Raw genomic sequence first — 20,526 nt, 5'->3', positions numbered from 1 at the left:
GCGCCGCGCGTTCGCTCAGTGACGTTCGCGACTCGGCGAGGCCAGTCGCTCGATTTCGGCGGAGGCCTCGATCCGGGCCATCTCCAGGAAATAGCTGAGCGTGCTGAGCTTGGTGTTGCGGGCCATGATGCGCAGCTCGGCAGCCATGCCCTCGATGAAGGAGGCCGCCTCCAGCGGCGTCATCGGCCGATTGCGAACCTCGTCGTTGCGACCCTCCGGGTCGGATTCGAGCGAGATGAGCTTGGACACTTTATGCTTCATGGCGAATGGATTCCCTCCCATAATGGGGGACCAACTCGTCCGCGGGGCTGCGATTCCCTACGGATATGCAATTATAGATTGCAAATGTGAACGAATTTCAAGCATTAGTATACTAAGCGACGGCATACTAAGTGAGAAGAAGGACGGCTGCCGGGAGCGTCGCCAGCGCGAGCAGCGTCTGCAGGGTCGTGATCTCTGCCATCAGCGGCGCATCGCCGCCGAGATCGCGCGCCAGGAAATAAGCGGCGGTCGCGGTCGGCACGGCGCCTGCGACCACGGTCATCGCCAGCGCTGGGCCGGTGACGCCGAACCAGCCGGCATAGAGCCAGGCGAGCACGGGCAGGACCGCGAGCTTCAGGCAGACAGCCACCGCATGGGCCAGCCGCGGACGGGCGAGCTTGTCGAGATCGAGCGCCGAGCCGACCACCAGCAATCCGATGCCGAGCGAGGCGCGCCCGAGAACGTCGAGATAGCCGGTGAAGGCGCTGGGCAGCATCCACTGGATCTGGTTCAGCGCCAGCCCGGCGGCCGAGGACCAGATGAACGGGTTGTAGAGGATCGAGCGGATCGTCGCGCCGAGGCTCATCGGCTTGCCGCTGGCATAGCGGGCGAGCACGAACACGCACATGACGTTCAGCAGCGGGATCATCGAGGCGACGGCGATCGCCATCAGCGTCGTGCCGGTGCGTCCTTGCAGGCCGGCGGCCAGCGCGAGGCCGACGAAGGTGTTCCAGCGCACCGAGCCCTGGAAGATCGAGGTGAAGGCCGGCCCGCCGATGCCGGCGCGCGCCAGCAGCGGGCGGGCGAGCAGGAGCAGGGCGGCGACGCTGAGGATCGCGAGCACGAGGCTCGAGCCCATGCCGAGAACCGGCATGCTGCGCAGGTCGGCCATGGCGAGCGTATGGATCACCACCGCCGGAAACAGCACCTGATAGGTCAGGCGCTCGACGCCGACCCAGTGCGCCGGCGAGACGATCCCCCGCGCCTTCAGGAACCAGCCCGTCGCGATGACGAGAAAGACGGCGATCAGGCTGTCGAGCATGCAGGGGCCGGAAGGGAGAGCGGGCAGGAACAGCGGCGGGCCGTCGGGAACAATGGCGGCGCGCCGTCGTTTTTACTGACGAACAGACCTGTCCCTGTCATGGCCTCCCGTGGCTGGCAAGGGCGCGGGGGAAAGAGCGCCCTGTCCCTGCCGCAATGCTGCCGCGATTGGTTCAGGTCCCATTCAACCGGATGGCCCCATGCTGGCTTCAACATTGGGTAATCTCGCGAAAGGAGATGCCGTCATGATGTCTCTGAAGAAAAAAGCCGCCGTTGCGCTGACCGTGGCCAGCGTCGCCGCCGGCAGCTTCGCCGTTCCGGCCATGGCCGGGGAAACGCGTGGTTTTGACCCGGCGCGCCTCGACAAGGCGCAGGCCGAGTACACGCAGTATCGCTACCGCGGCGGCTATCGTGGCTATTCGCGGGGGCCGTCGCGCGGCGCGGCTGTCGCCGGCGCGATCGGCCTCGGCATCCTCGGCGCGGCGGCGATCGCGGCCCAGAACCGCGCCTATGCGGCGCCGAGCTACTATTACGATGACGGCTATTATGCCGCTCCGGCACCGGTCTACGCCTATCCGCGCCGCTATTACTATCAGCAGCCCTATGACTGGCGCTATGATCGCTGATCGCCCTTGAACGGTCGGCCTTGCAAGGCCCGCGCAATTCGCGCGGGCCTTTGTGTGTGAGGAATTTTTTCGGATTTCGACGTCATGCATGGCGTCATGGATCGATGGATAGGGGGATTGTCACGATGAAACCGCTTCGACGCGCCGGGATCGCCGGACTTGGCCTGATCGCGCTGGCATGGGCTTCCGCCCAGCCGGCGGTCGCCCAGTATTATGGCGGCCAGGGCTATGGTTACGAGCGCCGCTCCGGCGAAGGTTACGAACGCCGGTCGCGGGACGGCTACCAACGCCGCGACTACGAGCGCCGCGATTCCCAGCGCTATGACGACCGCGGGCCGCGTTACGGCTCGGGCGGCGGCTATGGCCGCGATGATGGTCGGGGTCGTGGCTATGGCCGCCAGCAGAATCCGATGGCTGGGATGACGATCGAAGAGCAGAAGCGCGCGGTGAAGAACGAGCGCGAAGCGCAGAAGAAGGCGATCAAGCGCGGGCAGCTCTTCCGCTAGGCCGCCTCTCGCCGGCAGCAGTCGTCAGGTTTCCTTGAAGGCCGCTTCGCCATCGCGCGGGCGGCCTTCAGTCGTATTGGTCCTCGTCCTCGGCCTCCTGCGGGCCGAGCCGGTCCAGCCGGTCGAGCGCGCCCTGCAGGATATAGGCGGCCGCCATCTTGTCGACGACGGCGGCGCGCTTGGCGCGCGAGGCATCGGCATCGAGCAGGGTGCGCGTCACCGCCAGCGTCGACATCCGTTCGTCCCAGAACACGATCGGCAGATCGGTGAGGGGCAGGAGATTGCGCACGAACGCGCGGGTGGACTGCACGCGCGGACCTTCCGTGCCGTCCATGTTGAGCGGCAGGCCGATCACCAGTCCGGCCACCTGATGCTTGTTCGCCACCTTCAGCAGCGCGGCAGCGTCGAGCCCGAACTTGACCCGCTGGATCGTCTCCAGTGGCGAGGCGATCTGCCGTTCCAGATCGGAAAGCGCTAGCCCGATCGTCTTGGTGCCGAGATCGAGCCCGAGCAGCCGGGCATGGGTGGGCAGGTCGATGAAGGCTTCGAGCGGAACGACGGCACTGGTCATGGCATGGCGGTATCACGCGCCGGCCGGTCTCGCGAGCGATACCTCTCTGATGCGCCGGGAGAATGGCGGGTTTCCGGCCGCTGTAGCGCGGAAGTCATCGCGCATTGCCGGCCGCCACGTTATAGGCGCCGGCGTGGTAAGCGGCACGGCCGCTTGAGAAGGATGCCTCCCGTGCCGGCGCGGATTTCGCTGCAAGTTCCCGACAAGTCCCTGCTAGACGCCTATCAGGCGGCTTTGCGCAGTGGCTGGTCGCCGAATACGACACGCAACGTCGCGCCGCAGCAGCTTGCCGCCATCGCCGCCGATCCCGATGCCTTCCTCGCCGAGACGCGCGGTGGGCCGGGCCGCATCAAGCTGCCGGATGGCCGCGAGGTCGACCGCATTCCCGGCCCGACGCGCTGGATTTTCGCCGAGGATCGCCTGGAGCGGCCCTTCATTGGCTCGATCAACCTGCGCTGGCAGGAGAAGGACGGCCGCCCGATCCTCGCCCTGCCGGACCATGTGCTCGGCCATGTCGGCTACACCATCCTGCCGGCCTTTGCCGGCCATGGCTACGCTACCGCGGCGCTCGCTGCGATGCTGGCCGTGGCGCGCGAGGCCGGACTGCCCGAGATCGTCATCACCTGTGACGCGACCAACCACGCCTCGCGCCGCATCATCGAGAAGAACGGCGGGCGTCTCGTCGAGACCTTCGTCGCGCCGCTCTACGGCCCCGATCAACGCCTTCGTTTCATCGTCAGCACTGCCCCATGACCGACATCGTCATCACCGAATTCATGGACGACACCGCCGTCGCCAACCTGAGGGCGCGCTTTTCGGTCCATTACGATCCCGAGCTCTATGCCAACCCGGACGAGATGGCGCGGCTCTTCGCCGATGTCCCGGCCGTGATCGTGCGCAACCAGACGCAGGTTCGCGGCAAGGTGCTGGCGTCGGCGAAGCGGCTGAAAGTCATCGGCCGCCTCGGCGTCGGCCTCGATAATCTCGACATGGAAGCTTGCGCCGCACGCGGCATCCGCGTCTTCCCCGCGACGGGCGCCAACAGCCTCTCCGTCGTCGAATACGTCATCGGCACGACGATGACCCTGCTGCGCGGCGCCTATTTCGCCAATGCCGCGATGCTCGCCGGCGAATTCCCCAAGACCAAGCTGATCGGCCGCGAGATCGCCGGCAAGCTGATGGGCCTCGTCGGCTTCGGCTCCATCGCCCGCGACGTCGCCCATCATGCCCGCGCCATCGGCATGGAGGTGGCGGCCTACCATCCGCGCCTGCCAGCCGACGATCCTGCCTGGAGCGGCGTGCGGCGGCTGGAGCTCGACGAATTGCTGGCCGAGGCCGATGTCATCAGCCTGCATGTGCCGCTTACCGCGGAAACCCGCGGGATGATCGACGCGAAGGCCTTCGCCCGGATGAAGCCGGACGCGATCCTGATCAACACCGCGCGCGGCGGCATCATGGACGAGGCGGCCTTGGTGAAAGCACTCAAGGCCGGCAAGCTCGGCGGCGCCGCGATCGACGTCTACGAGCAGGAGCCGCTCGGCAAGGACGCCGCCAAGGTCTTCGCGGGCGCGCCGAACCTGATCCTGACGCCGCATATCGCCGGCAATACGGTGGAGTCGAACGGGCGGGTGTCCGGGCTCGTGGCCGAGAAGGTCATGGCGGCGCTGGAGGAGCGGATTTAGGGCGCAAGTCGGTCGATCGGGAACGACTGCTTTCGACCCTAAGCGGACTTCCCGCTCTGAGCATCCAGCGCGGCAAGATAGCGTTGGATCGATAACGCGACCGTGCTAGCTCGCGCATCTTGCCCTTGGTAAACGCCTAGCCCCATGTAGTCGCGTTCGACGGTCAGCAGGTATTTGGTGGCTTCCTCGACCGATCCCCCTTGACGGAGGTGGCGAGCCACCGCGAGCAGATATCGGTCATATTCGTCGGCAACGTCGGCTAGCCCAATCTCCTTGAGTTCGGACAGGCCAATAGGGTCCCATTCTTTCCAGCCGATATCGCGCAATGTCGCCAAATCAATTCGAGCTACGGCCTCCATTCGCTCCCCTTCGAAAATCACCGGCTAGACCCACGCTCGTCGACCTGTATGCATTGAGAGTGCTTATAGCCCCAGACGGGCTGCCAGCGAATGGCAGCTATCGACCCATTGCAGACGCTGGGCGATTGGTAGGCGTTATAGCCCACCACCACAGTCTCACACGAAATCGAACCGATCCACATCGACCAGCCCCTTGTCGGTGATCTTGAGATGCGGGATCACCGGCAGGGTCAGGAAGGCGACCTGCAGGAAGGGCTCGGCCAGCACGACGCCGAGCGCCTTCGCCGCGGCGCGTAAGCCCTCCAGATCGTGCCGCACCGCCTCGAAAGGCTGCTCGCTCATCAGCCCCGCGACCGGCAGCGCCAGCTCCGCCGTGACCGCGCCGCCGTCGGCCACAGCGAAGCCGCCGCCGATCTCGATCAACCGGTTGGCCGCCGCCGCCATCGAGGCCTCGTCGATGCCGACGACGCAGAGATTATGGCTGTCATGGCCGACGGAGGAGGCAATCGCGCCGCGCTTCATGCCGAAGCCGTGGACGAAGCCTGTGGCGATGCCGCCGTTCTTGCCGTGCCGCTCGATCACCGTGACCTTGATCGCGTCCTGCGCCAGATCGGGCAGGGCTTCGCCATCGCGCGAGGGCAGGGCCATCGAAAGGCGCTCGGTGATGATCCGGCCCGGCACCACGCCGATCACCGGCGTTTCGCCCTCGCGCGCCTTCGCGGAGAAATCGGCGGGAGCGAGCTTGCGGCTCTTCACGCTGCCGAGCCCGACCGGCGCGATCGTCGCCCGGTCCGCGAACAGCGCCTCCTCGACCAGCCGGCCACCTGTCAGAACCTGCTTCACCGAGCAGGCGGCGAGATCCTCGACCAGCACGATATCGGCGCGCTTGCCCGGCCCGATGAAGCCGCGATCGAACAGTCCGAAATTCCGCGCAGCCGACAAGGAGGCGATGCGATAGGTCGCCAGCACATCCGCGCCCTCCGCGATGGCGGTGCGGATCATGTAGTCGAGATGGCCTTCCTCGCCGATGTCGAGCGGGTTGCGGTCATCGGTGCAGAACGCGAGGAAGGGCGAGGTGTCCCGCGAGATCAACGGGATGAGCTGATGCAGGTCCTTCGAGACCGAGCCTTCGCGGATCAGGATCGCCATGCCTTTGGCCAGCTTTTCGCGGGCTTCGTCGGCGGTCGTGGTCTCGTGGTCGGTGCGGATGCCGGCCGCGAGATAGGCGTTGAGGTCCAGACCACGGACGAGCGGTGCGTGGCCGTCTATATGGCGATGCGAGAAGGCTTCCAGCTTGGCGAGGCAGCCGGGATCGCGATGGATCACGCCCGGGAAATTCATGAACTCGGCCAGGCCGATCACCTTGGGGTGATCCATCATCGGCGTGAGGTCAGAGGCCTCCAGCGCCGCACCCGCCGTCTCCAGATGCGTCGCCGGCACGCAGCTTGAGAGATTGACGCGCAAATCCATCCGCATCGCCTCGGCGCAGGCCAGGAAATAGCGGATGCCCTCAGTGCCGAGCACGTTCGAGATCTCGTGCGGGTCGCAGATCGCGGTGGTGACGCCATGCGGCAACACGCAGCGCTCGAATTCGAGCGGCGTCACCAGCGAGGATTCGATGTGCAGATGCGTGTCGATGAAGCCGGGCACGGCGATCAGGCCCTTGGCATCGATGACGCGCTTGCCATCGTAGGTCCCGTAGGTGCCGACGATGGTGTCGCCGCAGATGGCGATATCGCTCTCGACCAGCGTGCCGGTGACGAGATCGAGGAGCTTCGCGCCCTTGATGACGAGATCGGCCGGCTCGTCGCCATGGCCCTGGGCGATCCGGCGAGCGAGCGTGGCGGCGTCGGTCATGGGGCGATTCCGTGGGTTCGTCATGGCGCCAGCCTGCCTCTCTCTGCCTGCAATGTCGACTTGGTCGGCGGCCCGGATCGGCCTAGATAGGGGCCGGCATTTCGAAAGCCCGGAGCCTTCGCATGAAACTCACCTGGTACGGCCATTCCGCCTTCCGCGTCGATCTCGACGGCGCCGCCATCCTGATCGATCCGTTCTTCACCGGGAACCCGGCCTTCGCGGGTGATGTCGCGGCGATCTCCAAGGGCATCAGCCATATCGTCGTTACCCACGGCCATGGTGACCATGTCGGCGACACGCTGGATATCGCCGAGAAGACGGGCGCGACGGTGATCACCAATTACGACCTCGCCATGCATCTGGCCTCGCAGGGCTTGAAGAACTTCAGCCCGATGAACACCGGCGGCACGGTCGATCTCGGTCCGTTCAGTGTCACGCTTGTCCGCGCCGATCACTCGGCCGGGATGGGCGAGGGCGGCGTCAATGTCCCCGTCGGCAATGCCAATGGGGCGATCATCAAGGCCAAGGGGCAGAAGGCGCTCTGGCACATGGGCGACACCGATATCTTCTCGGATATGGCGCTGCTCAGCGAAATCCACGGCGTCGAGACTTGCATCTGCCCGATCGGCGACCGCTTCACCATGGGTGGCAAAGTCGCCGCGCTCGCCATGACCCGCTTCGTCAAGCCGAAGGTCGCGATCCCCAGCCATTACGGCACCTTCCCGATCATCGACCAGAACGCCGATGCCTTCGTCGCCGGCATGCAGGGCAGCGGCATTGAAGTCGTGCTGCCGAAGAAGGGTGAGGCTTTCGCGATCTGAGCCGGAGAAACCGCCTCGATCGCTCAATGCTGATTTACGTTTGCCCATTCGCCGCGCTATAGCGCGGCGAACCGTTTCCGGCGCGTGATCCGCGCCCTATCCAGGAGTCCGCCATGTCGGTCGATCTCGCCACCGTCAAACGCGTCGCGCATCTCGCGCGCATCGCCGTGCCGGAGGCCGATCTGCCCAAGCTGCAAGGCGAGCTCAACGCCATCCTAGGCTTCGTCGAGCAGCTCAACGAGGTGAATGTCGACGGCGTCGAGCCGATGACATCGGTGACGCCGATGGCGATGAAGCAGCGCGAGGACGTGGTCACCGACGGCGAGATCGCCGACGCGATCGTCGCCAACGCTCCGGCCTCCGAAGACGATTATTTCATGGTGCCGAAGGTGATCGAATAAGGGCGCGGCGCGCTCCTTCGACCATCCCGGATGCGCGTTGCGATCCGGCCTTTGCGACCAGATAAATTCCGGAATTCTCCCGTGACCGATCTCACCCGCCTGACGCTGACCGAGGCCCGCGACGGCCTGAAAGCCAAGACTTTCTCCGCGACCGAATTGACGAAGGCCCATATCGCCGCCGTAGAGAAGGCCCGCGCCCTCAACGCCTATGTGCTGGAAACGCCCGAACATGCCCTGAAGCAGGCCGCGGCTTCCGACGAGAAGCTCGCCAGGGGCGAGGCGGGCCCGCTCGAAGGCCTGCCGCTCGGTATCAAGGACCTGTTCGCGACCAACGGCGTGCGCACCACCGCCTGCTCGAATATCCTCGGCAATTTCGTGCCGGCCTATGAATCGACCGTGACGAGCCAGCTCTGGCGCGACGGCGCCGTGATGCTCGGCAAGCTCAACAACGACGAATTCGCCATGGGCTCGTCGAACGAGACCTCGGCTTTCGGTAACGTCGTGAATCCTTGGCGCCGCAAGGGCTCCAATGTCGGCGCAGGGCAGGGCGGTGCGGTTGAAGGCAATCATCTCGTGCCGGGCGGCTCGTCGGGCGGTTCGGCTTCGGCCGTTGCTGCCGATCTCTGCCTAGCCGCGACCGCGACCGATACTGGCGGCTCGATCCGCCAGCCGGCCGCCTTCACCGGCACGGTCGGCATCAAGCCGACCTATGGCCGCTGCTCGCGCTGGGGCACGGTCGCCTTCGCCTCCTCGCTCGATCAGGCCGGGCCGATCGCCAAGACCGTGCGCGACGCCGCGGTGATGCTGCGCTCGATGTCCGGCCACGATCCGAAGGACACGACCTCGGTAAACATGGCCGTGCCGGATTATGAGGCGGCTGTCGGCCGCTCGGTGAAGGGCATGAAGATCGGCATTCCCCGCGAGTACCGCCTGGACGGTCTCAACGCCGAGATCGACGCGCTTTGGCAGCAGGGCATCGAATGGCTGAGGGCGGCCGGTGCCGAGATCGTCGAGATCTCGCTGCCGCACACCAAATACGCCCTGCCGGCCTACTACATTGTCGCCCCGGCCGAGGCTTCCTCGAATCTTGCCCGCTATGACGGCGTCCGCTACGGCCTGCGCGAGCAGGGCAAGGACATCGTCGAGATGTACGAGAAGACCCGCGCCGCCGGCTTCGGCGCCGAGGTCAAGCGCCGCATCATGATCGGCACCTATGTGCTCTCGGCCGGCTATTACGACGCCTACTACGTCCGGGCCCAGAAGATCCGCACGCTGATCAAGCGCGATTTCGAGACGGTCTACGCGCAGGGCATCGACGCGGTTCTGACGCCGGCGACCCCGTCCGCCGCCTTCGGCATCGGCGAGAAGGGCTCGGCCGATCCGGTCGAGATGTACCTGAACGACATCTTCACGGTGACGGTGAACATGGCCGGCCTGCCCGGCATCGCCGTGCCCGCCGGCCTCGACGCACAGGGCCTGCCGCTTGGCTTGCAGCTCATCGGCCGCCCCTTCGACGAGGAGGCGCTGTTCTCCCTCGGCGAGGTGATCGAGCAGGCAGCGGGCCGCTTCGCGGTCTCCGAGCGCTGGTGGGGCTGAGCCGGATTCGGATCTGACTGAAACGTCTCAAGGAAAGACCCTGTCATCCCGGGCGGAGCGAAGCGAAGACCCGGGATCCATGCCTGAACATTTTTCGGGAAGATTCAGGCATGGATCCCGGATCGGCGCGGCTTTGCCGCTTGTCCGGGATGACGACTGTGGGGTCCGATAAGTAGGTTGCGGCGACCACCCCTTCCAAGGAGACGGCGATGATCGTCAGCCGCGCGATGGCCTATGCCTGCCTGATGGTGTTCGCCGGTATTCTCGTCCTCATCGCCGGGCTGATGATCCTGCTGACGATCGTCCAGTTGGCGCGCGGCGAGACGATTCCGGATCTGGGCGCCAGAGTGATCGGTACGCTGGTCGCCGCCGGCCTTGCGCCGCTCTGCCGGGCCTTGGCGCGGCGTCTGGTTTGAGCCTTGCGGAGCAGGTGCGGCGAGCCGCCCGCCGGTGACCGGCGAACGAAAAAGGGGCCGCATCGCTGCGGCCCCTTTCTTGTTGGCTGTCCCAGACCTTCCGCGGCCTCAATGGGCTCCGGACGCCTGCGTCGCGGCAGCCTTCCGCTTGTTCCCGCGCAGGTCCGCCAGCCAGCGCACCATCACGTAGAACACAGGCGTGAAGATCAGGCCGAAGAAGGTCACGCCCAGCATGCCGGAGAACACCGCGATGCCCATCGCCTGGCGCATCTCGGCGCCGGCGCCGACCGAGACGGTCAACGGCAGCACGCCGAGGATGAAGGCCATCGAGGTCATCAGGATCGGCCGCAGGCGGGTCTTGGCGGCGGCGATCGCCGCGTCGCGGCGATGCATGCCCTCGTCCTCCGCCTGCTTGGCGAACTCGACGATCAGGATCGCGTTCTTGGCGGCGAGGCCGACGAGCACCACCAGGCCGATATCGACCAGGATGTTGCGGTCGAGCCCGGCATAGTTCACCCCGAACATCGCGGCCAGGATACACATCGGCACGATCAGGATGACCGAGAGCGGCAGGAGCCAGCTCTCGTAGAGCGCCGCCAGCAGCAGGAAGACGAAGACCACTGCGAGGCCGAAGGCGATGACCGCGGTATTGCCCGCGAGCTTCTCCTGCAGCGCGATCTCGGTCCATTCGAAGCCGAACCCGGCCGGCAGCCGCTCCGCCGCGATCTTCTCGACCGCCGCGATGCCCTGTCCGGTCGAGAAGCCATGCGCCATCGAGAGCTGCACTTCCGCTGCCGGATAGAGGTTGTAGCGCGGCACGCGATAGGCGCCGGTCGTGTCTTGGAAGGACGCGATCGAGCCGATCGGCACCATCTCGCCATCCGCATTGCGGGTCTTGAGATTGGCGACGTCGCGCGTGGTCAGGCGGAACGGGTTGTCGGCTTGCGCCGTGACGCGATAGGTCCGGCCCAGCAGGTTGAAGTCGTTGATATAGGCCGAACCCATATAGACCGACAGCGTCTCGAAGATGCGCGTCACCGGCACGCCGAGCATCTCCGCCTTGGTGCGGTCGATATCGGCGTAGATCTGCGGCGTCTTGGTCGAGAACAGCGTGAAAGGCTGCTGGATTCCCGGGACCTGCCCGGCCGAGCCGGCGACGACCCAGGCCGCGCCTTCCAGCGCCGCGAGGCCGCGCCCACCGCGATCCTGGACATAACCCTTCAGGCCGCCGCCCGTGCCGATGCCCGGAATGGCCGGCGGCTCGATGACGAGCGTGAAGGCCTCGGGAATCGTGAACATCTGCTGGCGCAGGTCGTTCAGGATGCCGGCGGTGGTCAGCCCCGCCTTCTCGCGGTCCTTGAACGGCGAGAGCGTCACGAAGGCGACGCCGGCATTCGGCGCGATCGTGAAGGTCGCGCCGTCGAGGCCGGCGAAGGCGACGGTATGGGCGACGCCAGGGCGTGACAGCAGGAGGTCGTTGGCCTTGCGCAGCACGTCGTCCGTGCGCTGCAGCGAGGCACCCGGCGGCAACTGCATCGCGATGATGAAATACCCGCGGTCGAGTTGGGGCACGAGGCCGGTCGGCGTCCGGCGGATGTCCCAGACGGTCGCCGCGATCAGGCCGGAATAGACGATCAGCAGGATCACCGCGATGCGGATGAGGCGCGAGGTGACGCGTCCATAGGTCCGCGACAGCCAGTCGAAGCCGGCGTTGAAATAATGGAAGAACCCGCGGATCGGCGCGCCCAGCTTGTAGAAGAAGCCGTGCTGCTCGTTCTCGTCATGCTTCTTGTGGGCCTTGAGGAGCACGGCCGACATCGCCGGCGAGAGCGTCAGCGAGACGAAGCAGGAGATCGCCGTCGAGGCCGCGATCGTGACCGCGAACTGCTGGTAGAACGTGCCTTGCAGGCCGCTGATGAAGGCGGTCGGGATGAACACGGCGCAGAGCACGAGCGCGATCGCCAGCAGCGCGCCACCGACCTCGTCCATGGTCTTGTGCGCGGCTTCCTTGGGCGACATGCCCTCGGCGAGATAGCGTTCGACATTCTCCACAACCACGATCGCGTCGTCGACGACGATGCCGATGGCGAGAACCAGCGCGAGCAGAGAGATCGTGTTGAAGGAGATGCCGACGGCGCTCATCACCAGGAAGGTGCCGACCAGCGAGACCGGGATCGCGACGATCGGGATGATCGCGGCGCGCCAGGTCTGCAGGAACAGGATCACCACGATCACGACCAGCACGACCGCTTCGAGCAGCGTCCGCACGACGGCGTCGACGGACTCGCCGATGAACTCGGTCGGATTGTAGATGATGCGGTGCTCGAGGCCGACAGGGAACTGCTTGGCCATCTCGGCCATCGTCGCGATCAGCTTGTCCGAGGTCGCGAGCGCGTTCGAGCCCGGCCGCTGGAAGACGCCGATGGCGACGGTGTTCTTGTTATCGAGATAGGCGTTGGTGGTGTAGTCCTGCGAGCCCAGCTCGACACGCGCGATGTCGCGCACGCGGATCGTGCCGCCATCGGCGTCCGAGCGGACGACGATGTTCTCGAATTCCGAGATCTCGGTCAGGCGGCCGAGCGTGTTGACCGAGAGCTGGAAGGCTTCGTCCGACTTCGCCGGCGGCTGGTTCAGTGCGCCGGCCGCGACCTGCACGTTCGCGGCTCGCAGCGCCGCGACGACGTCGCCCGCCGTCAGGTTGCGGGCCGCGACCTTCGCCGGGTCGAGCCAGATGCGCATCGAGAAGTCGCGTGCGCCGAAGACCTGCACGTCGCCGACGCCGTCGACGCGGGTCAGCACGTCCTTCACATAGAGCGAGGCGTAGTTGGAGATGTATTGCGCGTCGCGCGACCCGTCCGGCGAGATCATGTTGATGACCATCAGGAAGTCGGGCGAGGCCTTGCGGACCTGCAGGCCGAGCTGGCGCACCTCGGCGGGCAGGCGCGCTTCGGCCTGCGAGACGCGGTTCTGCACCAGCACCTGCGCCTGGTCGACATCGGTGCCGCCCTTGAAGACGACGTTGATCGTCACCCGCCCGTCGCCGGTCGACTGCGAGGTGATGTAGAGCATGTCGTCGACGCCGTTCACCTCCTGCTCGATCGGCGTCGCCACCGTGGCGGCGACCGTCTCGGCCGAGGCGCCCGGATAGGTTGCGGTGATCGAGACCGTGGGCGGCGCGATTTCGGGATATTCGGCGATCGGCAGCGAGCGCTGCGCGATGGCGCCGGCGATCGTCAGCAGCACCGAGAGCACGGTGGCGAAGATCGGCCGGTCGATGAAGAAATGGGCGAAGCGGAACATGGGAATGTCCTGGCCGGAATAAGGCGGGCGGGCGCCCGGTGGCGCCCGTGTTTCAGTGCCGGGCCAGGCATGGCCCGAGAGGCGGGCACCGGCTTTCGGGGAAAGCCGGCGCGGCAGGCGCTCAGTTGGTCGTCGCGACCTTGATCTCGCCGGGCTGCGGCGTGACGGCAACGCCCGGGCGGACCATCGGGTTGGCGGAGCCGCCGACGATCACTTTGTCCTCGGGCGTCAACCCAGAGCGGATCACCCGCAGGCCCTCGCTGAGCGGCCCGAGTACGACCGGCTTGGGCACGACCTTGTTCTCGGGGCCGACCGTCAGCACGACCTTGTGGGCCTGGTCCGAGGCGATGACCGTATCCGGCACGAGCAGCGCATCGGACTCGCCGGCGAAGAAGCGCAGGCGGCCGAACGTTCCGGGGGTCAGGAACTGGTCCTTGTTCTCGAACACGGCACGGCCGCGGATCGTCGCCGAGCGGGCGTTGAGCGCGTTGTCGAGGAAGTTCACCTTGCCACGGCGGCCCCATTTCGGCTCGTCCGAGAGGCGGACCTCGACGATCGTCCCGCTGTCCTTGGCAGCTTCCTCACGCGGGTTGCTCATCCGGGAATAGCGCAGGAAGTCGGCCTCCGAGACGTCGAAGGTGAAGTAGATCGGTGCGACCGCGACGATGGTGGTCAGCAGCGAGGCGCCCGACTGGCCGCCGGCGATCAGATTGCCCGGATCGACGCGGCGGTTCGAGATGCGGCCGGCGAGCGGCGCGCGGACCTCGGTCCATTCGAGGTTGAGCTCGGCATTCTTCAGGTTCGCCTCGGCGCCCTGCAGCGAACCGACCGCGCTGTTCAGGTTGGCGCGGCGCTGGTCGACGTCGCGTGCCGTGATCGTGCGGTTCTGCGTGAGGCCTTCGGCACGCTCGACCTCGTTCTGGGCGAGCTCGACCTGCGCCTTGGCACGGGCGACCTCGGCACGGGCCACGTCGACGGCCAGTTTGTAAGGCCGCTGATCGATGGTAAAGAGCAGGTCGCCCTTCTGGACGAGCGAGCCGTCGCGGAAGTGGACGTTGTCGATGAAGCCGGAGACGCGGGCGCGCACATCGACCTGCTCGCTGGCCTCGAAGCGGCCGGTGAACTCGTCCCAGTTGGTGATGCGCTTGGCGAGCGGATTGGCGACCTGGACCGGAGGAGCCGGCGGAGCTCCCTGCGCGACGGCGTCGAAAGCCGTGAGCGCGGTCGACGTGAGGGCGGCGGTGAGCACCAGACCGATGAAACGGCTGCGTGACATGACGGAACTCCGGGGTAACGAGCCGGCACAACCAATGGGGGTTTCCGGCATTTTGCGCAAGAAGGGTCGGTCAGTGACGAATGTCAAGAACCATCACCCGTCAATCTGCGCGATATTGCGCCACATAAGCCACATTCCCGCCATCTGGTTGCAGGAGCGCAACGCGGCGGGCCGTTTTCGCCTCTCGTGAGTGCCGTGCCGGTGCAACGGATGCTTGCCGCCCGCCCGCCGACATCGTAACGCGTAGGCGAATAGAGCACGCGCCGATCAGATTGCGTTGCAATCCGATCGGGTCACGCGTCCTCTACTATAACTTAGAGACGGATTCACCGATCAGGTTTCCACCTGATCGGATCCGGCTCTAGCAGCCGGAAGAGTCAAGATGAACGCGCATGCCCGCCCCGCCGACCCGAAGAAGCTGATCAAGGGCGCGACCGGCGATTGGGAGATCGTGATCGGCATGGAGATCCATGCCCAGGTCACCTCCAATGCCAAGCTGTTCTCCGGCGCCTCGACCGGTTTCGGCGCCGAGCCGAACGAGCATGTCAGCCTCGTCGACGCGGCCATGCCCGGCATGCTGCCGGTGATCAACGCCGAATGCGTCAGGCAGGCGGTGCGCACCGGCCTCGGCCTGAACGCGCAGATCAACAACCGCTCGGTCTTCGACCGGAAGAACTACTTCTACCCGGACCTGCCGCAGGGCTACCAGATCAGCCAGTACAAGAGCCCGATCGTGGGCGAGGGCGAGATCGTCGTCGATCTCTCGCCGACCGAGCAGATCACCGTCGGCATCGAGCGGCTGCATCTGGAGCAGGATGCCGGCAAGTCGATCCATGACCAGCACCCGACCATGAGCTTCGTCGACCTCAACCGCTCGGGCGTGGCGCTGATGGAGATCGTCTCCAAGCCGGACCTGCGCTCGGCGGACGAGGCGAAGGCCTATGTCTCCAAGCTGCGCACCATCCTGCGCTATCTCGGCACCTGTGACGGTGACATGGAGAAGGGCAACCTGCGCGCCGACGTGAACGTCTCCGTCCGCAAGCCGGGCGACGCGCTCGGCACGCGCTGCGAGATCAAGAACGTCAACTCGATCCGCTTCATCGGCCAGGCGGTCGAGACCGAGGCGCGCCGCCAGATCGGCATCATCGAGGATGGCGGCACGATCGACCAGGAAACCCGCCTCTATGACCCCGGCAAGGGCGAGACGCGCTCGATGCGCTCCAAGGAAGAGGCGCATGACTACCGCTACTTCCCCGATCCGGACCTGCTGCCGCTCGAGTTCGACGACGCCTTCGTCGAGAGCCTGAAGGGCGCGCTGCCGGAACTGCCGGACGCCAAGAAGGCCCGCTTCATCGCGACCTACGGGCTTTCGCCCTATGACGCCTCGGTGCTCGTCGCCGAGCGCGATCAGGCCGATTATTTCGAGGACGTGGCCAGGGGCCGCGACGGCAAGGCCGCCGCCAACTGGGTGATCAACGAGCTCTTCGGCCGCCTCAACAAGGAAGGCAAGGACGTCACGACCTCGCCGGTCTCGGCCGCGCAGCTCGGCGGCCTCGTCGACCTGATCGGCGAAGGCGTCATCTCCGGCCGCATCGCCAAGGATCTGTTCGATATCCTCTGGACCGAGGGTGGTAACCCCCGCGAGATCGTCGAGGCCCGCGGCATGAAGCAGGTCACCGACACCGGCGCCATCGAGAAGGCGGTCGACGAACTGATCGCTGCCAATCCCGACAAGGTGGAGCAGGTCAAGGCCAAGCCGACCATGCTGGGCTGGTTCGTCGGCCAGGCCATGAAGGCCTCGGGCGGGAAGGCCAACCCGCAGGCCCTGAACGAGATCCTGAAGACAAAGCTTGGGATCGAGTAATCTCACCATGCCGTCATCCCGGACGCAGCGAAGCGGAGATCCGGGATCCATGCCTGAACCTTGCCCGGAAGCGCTTTGGCATGGATCCCGGGTCAAGCCCGGGATGACCGTGGTGGTTGTTGCGCAAGCTGGACGATTGGGATGACGCCCGCCGATCTCGTCATCCGCGACGCCGAAGCCGCCGATCTCCCGGCGGTCAGGGCGCTTTTGGTCGAGACCTGGCACGCCACCTATGACGGCATCTATGGCTGGCAGCGCGTCGCCGAGATCACCAATGCCTGGCACTCCCTGGAGAACCTGAAGGCCCAGCTCGGCCGCGACGAGGGCGTTTTCCTCGTCGCGCTGGTCGGCGAGGAGATCGTCGCCACCGCTTCCGCCCGGCAGGAGCGCGATCGGGCGGCGCTGCTGACGCGGCTCTATGTCCTGCCGAACCGGCAGGGCGTCGGCATCGGCCGCACTTTGCTGCAGGTCGCGCTCGCCTGCTTCCCGGACGCGCCGGTGGCGCGGCTCGAGGTCGAGAGCCAGAACGAGCCCGCGATCAGCTTCTACGAGCGCATGGGCTTCTTCCTGCAAAGGCAGGCCCGCTTCGACGGGCGCGAAGACACGCCCAACACGCTCCTGATGGCGAAGCGTCTCTTTGTCGCCTGAGCAGACTGCCAACGGACGAGATAGGCCTATGACGAAAACCGTCGCTACCGAAATCCGCATGCGCGAGGCGGCGAGGGCGGATGTGCCCCGCGTTGCGGAGCTCATCATGCATGGCGCCTCGGTGCAGAAGCGCACGCCGGACGAGATCGCGGATGAGGCGCGGGATCCGGCCTACCTCAAGGCTTTCGACGTCATCGCAGCCAATCCCTACAACACGCTCTTCGTCGCTGAGCTGGAGGGTAAGGTCGTCGGCACCTACCAGATCACCGTCCTGCCGGGCATGGCCGAGCGCGGGCGCATCCGCGCCAAGATCGAGAGCGTGCATGTCGCGCCGGAATGCCGTGGCCGCGGCATCGGCGCGATCATGATGCGCCATGCGATTGCTTTCGCAACTGAGAAGGGCGTCGGCCTCGTCGAACTGACCTCGCACAAGGCCAGGCCCGAAGCGCACCGCTTCTATAACGGGCTCGGCTTCGTGCAGAGCCACGAGGGCTTCAAGATGGCGCTCTCGCCCTGAGCGAGCCTGCCGTCAAGGCATGGGGCGGTCGCGCCCAAAGCACACCGCAGCCCCTTCCGGGGCCTTCGCAAGCTTCCTAGGTTTCGGGGCGAGGCCTCCCGCCTGAAAGGAAGCGACCGATGTCCGCAGCCCCCGCCAAGCCGATCGACCTCTATTACTGGCCGACGCCGAACGGCACCAAGATCACCATCATGCTCGAGGAGACCGGGCTGCCCTACGCCATCGTCCCGGTGAATATCGGCAAGGGCGACCAGTTCAAGCCGGATTTCCTGGCGATCGCTCCTAACAACCGCATGCCGGCGATCGTCGATCCCGACGGGCCGGACGGCAAGCCGATCTCGGTCTTCGAATCCGGCGCGATCCTGCAATATCTCGGCCGCAAGACCGGGGAGTTCTATCCCAAGGACGAGCGCGGCCGCGTCGAGGTCGACGAGTGGCTGTTCTGGCAGATGGGTGGCTTCGGGCCGATGCTCGGCCAGACCCATCATTTCCGGCTCTACGCGCCCGAACCGGTGCCGTACGCCATTGATCGCTACACCAACGAGGCCAACCGCCTCTATGGCGTGCTGAACAGGCGCCTCGAACGCCGCGATTACATCTGCGGCGACTACTCGATCGCCGACATGGCCTGCATCGGCTGGGCCCGCGGCTGGGAAAAGCAGGGCCAGGATATCAAGCAGTTCCCGAATGTCGCGCGCTGGCTGGAGACGATGCAGGCGCGCCCGGCCGTGCAGCGCGGGCTGAAGGTAGGCGAGGAATTGCGCAACCCGGCCGGCATCAGCACGGCCGCGGAAAAGGCGATCCTCTTCGGTCAGAAGGCGCGCTGAGCACGGGCCGTCATTGGAAGCACATGCGTCATGGTCGGGCCTGTCCCGGCCATCCTCGTCTTCACTGGTCGACGGGCGCGTTCGAGACGTGGATGCTCGCCACGAGGGCGAGCATGACCTCGAGCCTCAATTCATCCGATTCCACTTCACCGAGCGGCAGATCAGCCCGCCCATGACGCAGCCGGCGGTGGTCAGTGTGCTGCCCGAGAGCGTCATCGTGCCCGAATAGGTCTTGCCGTCCTCGGGGTTGAAGGCGCTGCCGCTCCACTTGTTCGCGCCGTTCGGCTTCATGTCGTAGAAGATGCGCTGGCCGACCTTGGCCGGGCCGCTCGTGTCCTTGAGCCAGAAGAGCGAGCCGCAGAGCGCTTCGCCGCATTTGCTGAAGCGCACGCGCGAGGCGCCGGTATCGCGCTCCCAGGTGCCGACGACTTCCTGAGCCGCCGCGGCCGAGACGCTGGCCAGCAGGCCGAGAGCAGTCAGGGCCGCAAGCTTCGATCCGGTTCCGTGATGCATTAGATCCTCCCGTGTTCGACCAGCTATGCCTGCATGGTTCAGATATGAACTATATCCGGGATTTGGCCTGTCTCCAAGCTGCCGCTACGGAAGAGGTTTTCGCCGCTTCCGCTGCGCAAGGTGAATCCATTCTCAACGCGCGTGACGCTGACGTAAGATCAGGCCTTTGAATTCATTCGGTTTCTCGCGATTCCGAGATGAATCCTTCGTTGATTTAACCGGCTGATTACGTCTCGTTGAGACTCGATTCATCGCAAAATTTAGGACGCATTTTAAAAATCGAGCCCAGTCTCGCTCACATCAGGCCGGGGCCTTGGACGGGTGGCTGGCCAGCAACGACAAATCAGGGTGGTTGTCATGGCACGCATGGAGATGAACGCGGTTCCTGCTTCGCTGGTGATCCCGGCGGAGGTTTCGGCGGAAGCCTATTATGAACTCGGCCTGATGCACGCCTCGGGGCGAGCCGGCGCTGTCGACCTGGTCAAGGCGCAGACATGGTTCAACGTCGCCTTCGCCCGTGGCTGTGCCCGTGCGGCGGCGCATCGCCAGGAACTGGCGCTCGAAATGAACCGCGACGAGATCGCCTTGGCGCTGCGCGAGGCCCGCGCTTTCCTGACGCGGCACTGACGCCACGCTCGGCATCCGCAAGGATGGCGCCGTGCGGCGCGTTCAGAACGCGGCGACGCCGCCCGAGGGCGGGGGCTGGTTGCCCCTGCGATCCCGGGTGATGGAATCGGGCGTTACGGACAGGATTTCACAAAGCAGCGCCAGGCAACTGGCGAAGGCGAGACCAATGAGCAGCATAGGCAGGCTCCTCGTCGTCAACGCCTCAATCTAGCATCGAATTGATCCGCCGGCTCATGGTTTCCGGGCATGACGGCCCGGCTCTGGAGCCTTGTGGGGTGCGAAGGCGGCAGCTATAAGCGCGCCGCATTTCCTTTTCCGTACCCCGTTCCAAGGATCGACCGATGGCTGTCCAGCGTACCTTCTCCATTCTCAAGCCCGACGCGACGAAGCGCAATCTCACCGGCGCGGTCAACGCGGTCATCGAGAAGGCTGGCCTGCGCATCGTCGCGCAGAAGCGCATCCAGATGACCAAGGCCCAGGCCGAGACTTTCTATGCCGTCCACTCGGCCCGTCCGTTCTTTGGCGAGCTCGTCGAGTTCATGACCTCCGGCCCGGTCGTCGTGCAGGTTCTCGAAGGCGAGGACGGCATCGCCAAGTACCGTGAAGTGATGGGCGCCACCAACCCGGCCAACGCTGCCGAGGGCACCGTCCGCAAGCTCTTCGCCCTCTCGGTCGGCGAGAACACCGTTCACGGTTCGGATGCGCCGGAAACCGCCGCGATCGAGATCGCGCAGTTCTTCTCGGGCAACGAGATCGTCGGCTGATTTCAGCTATTCGCTGAAAAGCAGAAAGGCGGGCCGGTTTCCGGTCCGCCTTT

General features: G+C 65.8%; 23 protein-coding genes. 14 read left to right on the top strand and 9 right to left on the bottom strand.

The window, feature by feature from the left end:
- Window positions 1-15 precede the first annotated feature (15 nt).
- Entirely contained in the window at window positions 16-261 is a 246-nt protein-coding gene (locus Q9235_RS04010) for a hypothetical protein (RefSeq protein ID WP_306225496.1), read from the bottom strand.
- 127 nt (window positions 262-388) lie between these two features.
- The gene (locus Q9235_RS04005; protein WP_306225495.1) at window positions 389-1,303 is read right to left on the bottom strand and encodes an AEC family transporter; all 915 of its coding nucleotides are present in this window, start codon (window positions 1,301-1,303) and stop codon (window positions 389-391) included.
- A gap of 244 nt (window positions 1,304-1,547) precedes the next feature.
- Here Q9235_RS04005 and Q9235_RS04000 point away from each other — a divergent pair, with 244 nt between their 5' ends.
- Window positions 1,548-1,928, top strand: coding sequence for a hypothetical protein (locus Q9235_RS04000; protein WP_306225494.1), 381 nt, complete (start codon window positions 1,548-1,550; stop codon window positions 1,926-1,928).
- Window positions 1,929-2,053: 125 nt separating this feature from the next.
- Window positions 2,054-2,434, top strand: a complete 381-nt coding sequence (locus tag Q9235_RS03995) for a hypothetical protein (protein WP_306225493.1) — start codon at window positions 2,054-2,056, stop codon at window positions 2,432-2,434.
- Window positions 2,435-2,501: 67 nt separating this feature from the next.
- Here Q9235_RS03995 and ruvX read toward each other — a convergent pair whose 3' ends face one another.
- Complete coding sequence (ruvX, locus tag Q9235_RS03990) at window positions 2,502-3,005, bottom strand: Holliday junction resolvase RuvX (protein ID WP_306225492.1); 504 nt, start codon at window positions 3,003-3,005, stop codon at window positions 2,502-2,504.
- Window positions 3,006-3,176: 171 nt separating this feature from the next.
- Between ruvX and Q9235_RS03985 the strand changes: the two genes are divergently transcribed.
- Window positions 3,177-3,758 carry a GNAT family N-acetyltransferase gene (locus Q9235_RS03985; protein ID WP_306225491.1) on the top strand — a complete coding sequence of 194 codons (582 nt, stop codon included), beginning with the start codon at window positions 3,177-3,179 and terminating at the stop codon, window positions 3,756-3,758.
- Window positions 3,755-4,687 carry a hydroxyacid dehydrogenase gene (locus Q9235_RS03980; protein ID WP_306225490.1) on the top strand — a complete coding sequence of 311 codons (933 nt, stop codon included), beginning with the start codon at window positions 3,755-3,757 and terminating at the stop codon, window positions 4,685-4,687. Before Q9235_RS03985 ends, Q9235_RS03980 begins: the two co-directional genes overlap by 4 nt.
- Before the next feature lie 38 nt (window positions 4,688-4,725).
- Here the strand turns inward: Q9235_RS03980 and Q9235_RS03975 are convergent, their stop codons facing one another.
- Both Q9235_RS03975 and ade read right to left on the bottom strand, forming a co-directional pair.
- The gene (locus Q9235_RS03975) at window positions 4,726-5,046 is read right to left on the bottom strand and encodes a hypothetical protein (RefSeq protein ID WP_306225489.1); all 321 of its coding nucleotides are present in this window, start codon (window positions 5,044-5,046) and stop codon (window positions 4,726-4,728) included.
- Window positions 5,047-5,202: 156 nt separating this feature from the next.
- Window positions 5,203-6,903 (bottom strand): adenine deaminase, encoded by a 1,701-nt coding sequence (ade, locus tag Q9235_RS03970; protein WP_306225488.1) that lies wholly within the window; start codon window positions 6,901-6,903, stop codon window positions 5,203-5,205.
- A 122-nt stretch (window positions 6,904-7,025) separates the two neighbouring features.
- On the opposite strand from ade, the gene Q9235_RS03965 reads away from it, so the two are divergent.
- The 4 genes from Q9235_RS03965 (at window position 7,026) to Q9235_RS03950 (ending at window position 10,137) form a co-directional block, all read left to right on the top strand.
- Entirely contained in the window at window positions 7,026-7,724 is a 699-nt protein-coding gene (locus Q9235_RS03965; RefSeq protein WP_306225487.1) for a metal-dependent hydrolase, read from the top strand.
- Window positions 7,725-7,837: 113 nt separating this feature from the next.
- Entirely contained in the window at window positions 7,838-8,125 is a 288-nt protein-coding gene (gatC, locus tag Q9235_RS03960; protein WP_199087433.1) for an Asp-tRNA(Asn)/Glu-tRNA(Gln) amidotransferase subunit GatC, read from the top strand.
- A gap of 81 nt (window positions 8,126-8,206) precedes the next feature.
- A complete protein-coding gene (gatA, locus tag Q9235_RS03955) occupies window positions 8,207-9,721 on the top strand; it encodes an Asp-tRNA(Asn)/Glu-tRNA(Gln) amidotransferase subunit GatA (RefSeq protein WP_306225486.1) in 1,515 nt (504 codons plus the stop codon).
- A gap of 209 nt (window positions 9,722-9,930) precedes the next feature.
- Window positions 9,931-10,137, top strand: a complete 207-nt coding sequence (locus Q9235_RS03950; protein WP_306225485.1) for a hypothetical protein — start codon at window positions 9,931-9,933, stop codon at window positions 10,135-10,137.
- Between the two features lie 108 nt (window positions 10,138-10,245).
- Here Q9235_RS03950 and Q9235_RS03945 read toward each other — a convergent pair whose 3' ends face one another.
- Together Q9235_RS03945 and Q9235_RS03940 are read right to left on the bottom strand one after the other, a co-directional pair.
- On the bottom strand, window positions 10,246-13,437 hold the full coding sequence (locus Q9235_RS03945; RefSeq protein WP_306225484.1) for an efflux RND transporter permease subunit: 3,192 nt from the start codon (window positions 13,435-13,437) through the stop codon (window positions 10,246-10,248).
- Window positions 13,438-13,558: 121 nt separating this feature from the next.
- Window positions 13,559-14,713, bottom strand: a complete 1,155-nt coding sequence (locus Q9235_RS03940) for an efflux RND transporter periplasmic adaptor subunit (protein WP_306225483.1) — start codon at window positions 14,711-14,713, stop codon at window positions 13,559-13,561.
- A 382-nt stretch (window positions 14,714-15,095) separates the two neighbouring features.
- Here Q9235_RS03940 and gatB point away from each other — a divergent pair, with 382 nt between their 5' ends.
- The 4 genes from gatB to Q9235_RS03920 all read left to right on the top strand — a co-directional run bounded on the left by gatB (window position 15,096) and on the right by Q9235_RS03920 (window position 18,569).
- Window positions 15,096-16,577: an Asp-tRNA(Asn)/Glu-tRNA(Gln) amidotransferase subunit GatB gene (gene gatB, locus Q9235_RS03935; protein ID WP_306225482.1), complete on the top strand. Its 1,482-nt coding sequence runs from the start codon at window positions 15,096-15,098 to the stop codon at window positions 16,575-16,577.
- A 141-nt stretch (window positions 16,578-16,718) separates the two neighbouring features.
- Window positions 16,719-17,225: a GNAT family N-acetyltransferase gene (locus Q9235_RS03930; protein ID WP_306225481.1), complete on the top strand. Its 507-nt coding sequence runs from the start codon at window positions 16,719-16,721 to the stop codon at window positions 17,223-17,225.
- Between the two features lie 28 nt (window positions 17,226-17,253).
- Window positions 17,254-17,742, top strand: a complete 489-nt coding sequence (locus Q9235_RS03925) for a GNAT family N-acetyltransferase (protein ID WP_306225480.1) — start codon at window positions 17,254-17,256, stop codon at window positions 17,740-17,742.
- Window positions 17,743-17,861: 119 nt separating this feature from the next.
- Window positions 17,862-18,569: a glutathione S-transferase N-terminal domain-containing protein gene (locus Q9235_RS03920; protein WP_306225479.1), complete on the top strand. Its 708-nt coding sequence runs from the start codon at window positions 17,862-17,864 to the stop codon at window positions 18,567-18,569.
- A 126-nt stretch (window positions 18,570-18,695) separates the two neighbouring features.
- Here the strand turns inward: Q9235_RS03920 and Q9235_RS03915 are convergent, their stop codons facing one another.
- The gene (locus Q9235_RS03915; RefSeq protein WP_306225478.1) at window positions 18,696-19,082 is read right to left on the bottom strand and encodes a DUF2147 domain-containing protein; all 387 of its coding nucleotides are present in this window, start codon (window positions 19,080-19,082) and stop codon (window positions 18,696-18,698) included.
- 357 nt (window positions 19,083-19,439) lie between these two features.
- Here Q9235_RS03915 and Q9235_RS03910 point away from each other — a divergent pair, with 357 nt between their 5' ends.
- Window positions 19,440-19,709, top strand: coding sequence for a hypothetical protein (locus Q9235_RS03910; protein ID WP_306225477.1), 270 nt, complete (start codon window positions 19,440-19,442; stop codon window positions 19,707-19,709).
- A 42-nt stretch (window positions 19,710-19,751) separates the two neighbouring features.
- Here Q9235_RS03910 and Q9235_RS03905 read toward each other — a convergent pair whose 3' ends face one another.
- Window positions 19,752-19,886 carry a hypothetical protein gene (locus Q9235_RS03905; RefSeq protein ID WP_280528818.1) on the bottom strand — a complete coding sequence of 45 codons (135 nt, stop codon included), beginning with the start codon at window positions 19,884-19,886 and terminating at the stop codon, window positions 19,752-19,754.
- Window positions 19,887-20,050: 164 nt separating this feature from the next.
- Here Q9235_RS03905 and ndk point away from each other — a divergent pair, with 164 nt between their 5' ends.
- Window positions 20,051-20,473 (top strand): nucleoside-diphosphate kinase, encoded by a 423-nt coding sequence (gene ndk / locus Q9235_RS03900; protein WP_047579744.1) that lies wholly within the window; start codon window positions 20,051-20,053, stop codon window positions 20,471-20,473.
- Window positions 20,474-20,526 lie beyond the last annotated feature (53 nt).

Origin of the sequence: Bosea beijingensis, assembly GCF_030758975.1 — a bacterium.
Lineage (GTDB): Bacteria > Pseudomonadota > Alphaproteobacteria > Rhizobiales > Beijerinckiaceae > Allobosea > Allobosea beijingensis.
The sequence above is the reverse complement of the archived record's forward strand: the minus strand, read 5'-3'. Positions and strand labels throughout refer to the sequence as shown.

What these genes read in the sequence shown, in the direction of transcription:
- Q9235_RS04010 (WP_306225496.1), bottom strand. Translation starts at nt 261, where the DNA reads ATGAAGCATAAAGTGTCCAAGCTCATCTCGCTCGAATCCGACCCGGAG.
- Q9235_RS04005 (WP_306225495.1), bottom strand. Translation starts at nt 1,303, where the DNA reads ATGCTCGACAGCCTGATCGCCGTCTTTCTCGTCATCGCGACGGGCTGG.
- Q9235_RS04000 (WP_306225494.1), top strand. Translation starts at nt 1,548, where the DNA reads ATGATGTCTCTGAAGAAAAAAGCCGCCGTTGCGCTGACCGTGGCCAGC.
- Q9235_RS03995 (WP_306225493.1), top strand. Translation starts at nt 2,054, where the DNA reads ATGAAACCGCTTCGACGCGCCGGGATCGCCGGACTTGGCCTGATCGCG.
- ruvX (WP_306225492.1), bottom strand. Translation starts at nt 3,005, where the DNA reads ATGACCAGTGCCGTCGTTCCGCTCGAAGCCTTCATCGACCTGCCCACC.
- Q9235_RS03980 (WP_306225490.1), top strand. Translation starts at nt 3,755, where the DNA reads ATGACCGACATCGTCATCACCGAATTCATGGACGACACCGCCGTCGCC.
- Q9235_RS03975 (WP_306225489.1), bottom strand. Translation starts at nt 5,046, where the DNA reads ATGGAGGCCGTAGCTCGAATTGATTTGGCGACATTGCGCGATATCGGC.
- ade (WP_306225488.1), bottom strand. Translation starts at nt 6,903, where the DNA reads ATGACCGACGCCGCCACGCTCGCTCGCCGGATCGCCCAGGGCCATGGC.
- Q9235_RS03965 (WP_306225487.1), top strand. Translation starts at nt 7,026, where the DNA reads ATGAAACTCACCTGGTACGGCCATTCCGCCTTCCGCGTCGATCTCGAC.
- gatC (WP_199087433.1), top strand. Translation starts at nt 7,838, where the DNA reads ATGTCGGTCGATCTCGCCACCGTCAAACGCGTCGCGCATCTCGCGCGC.
- Q9235_RS03950 (WP_306225485.1), top strand. Translation starts at nt 9,931, where the DNA reads ATGATCGTCAGCCGCGCGATGGCCTATGCCTGCCTGATGGTGTTCGCC.
- Q9235_RS03945 (WP_306225484.1), bottom strand. Translation starts at nt 13,437, where the DNA reads ATGTTCCGCTTCGCCCATTTCTTCATCGACCGGCCGATCTTCGCCACC.
- Q9235_RS03940 (WP_306225483.1), bottom strand. Translation starts at nt 14,713, where the DNA reads ATGTCACGCAGCCGTTTCATCGGTCTGGTGCTCACCGCCGCCCTCACG.
- gatB (WP_306225482.1), top strand. Translation starts at nt 15,096, where the DNA reads ATGAACGCGCATGCCCGCCCCGCCGACCCGAAGAAGCTGATCAAGGGC.
- Q9235_RS03930 (WP_306225481.1), top strand. Translation starts at nt 16,719, where the DNA reads ATGACGCCCGCCGATCTCGTCATCCGCGACGCCGAAGCCGCCGATCTC.
- Q9235_RS03925 (WP_306225480.1), top strand. Translation starts at nt 17,254, where the DNA reads ATGACGAAAACCGTCGCTACCGAAATCCGCATGCGCGAGGCGGCGAGG.
- Q9235_RS03920 (WP_306225479.1), top strand. Translation starts at nt 17,862, where the DNA reads ATGTCCGCAGCCCCCGCCAAGCCGATCGACCTCTATTACTGGCCGACG.
- Q9235_RS03915 (WP_306225478.1), bottom strand. Translation starts at nt 19,082, where the DNA reads ATGCATCACGGAACCGGATCGAAGCTTGCGGCCCTGACTGCTCTCGGC.
- Q9235_RS03910 (WP_306225477.1), top strand. Translation starts at nt 19,440, where the DNA reads ATGGCACGCATGGAGATGAACGCGGTTCCTGCTTCGCTGGTGATCCCG.
- Q9235_RS03905 (WP_280528818.1), bottom strand. Translation starts at nt 19,886, where the DNA reads ATGCTGCTCATTGGTCTCGCCTTCGCCAGTTGCCTGGCGCTGCTTTGT.
- ndk (WP_047579744.1), top strand. Translation starts at nt 20,051, where the DNA reads ATGGCTGTCCAGCGTACCTTCTCCATTCTCAAGCCCGACGCGACGAAG.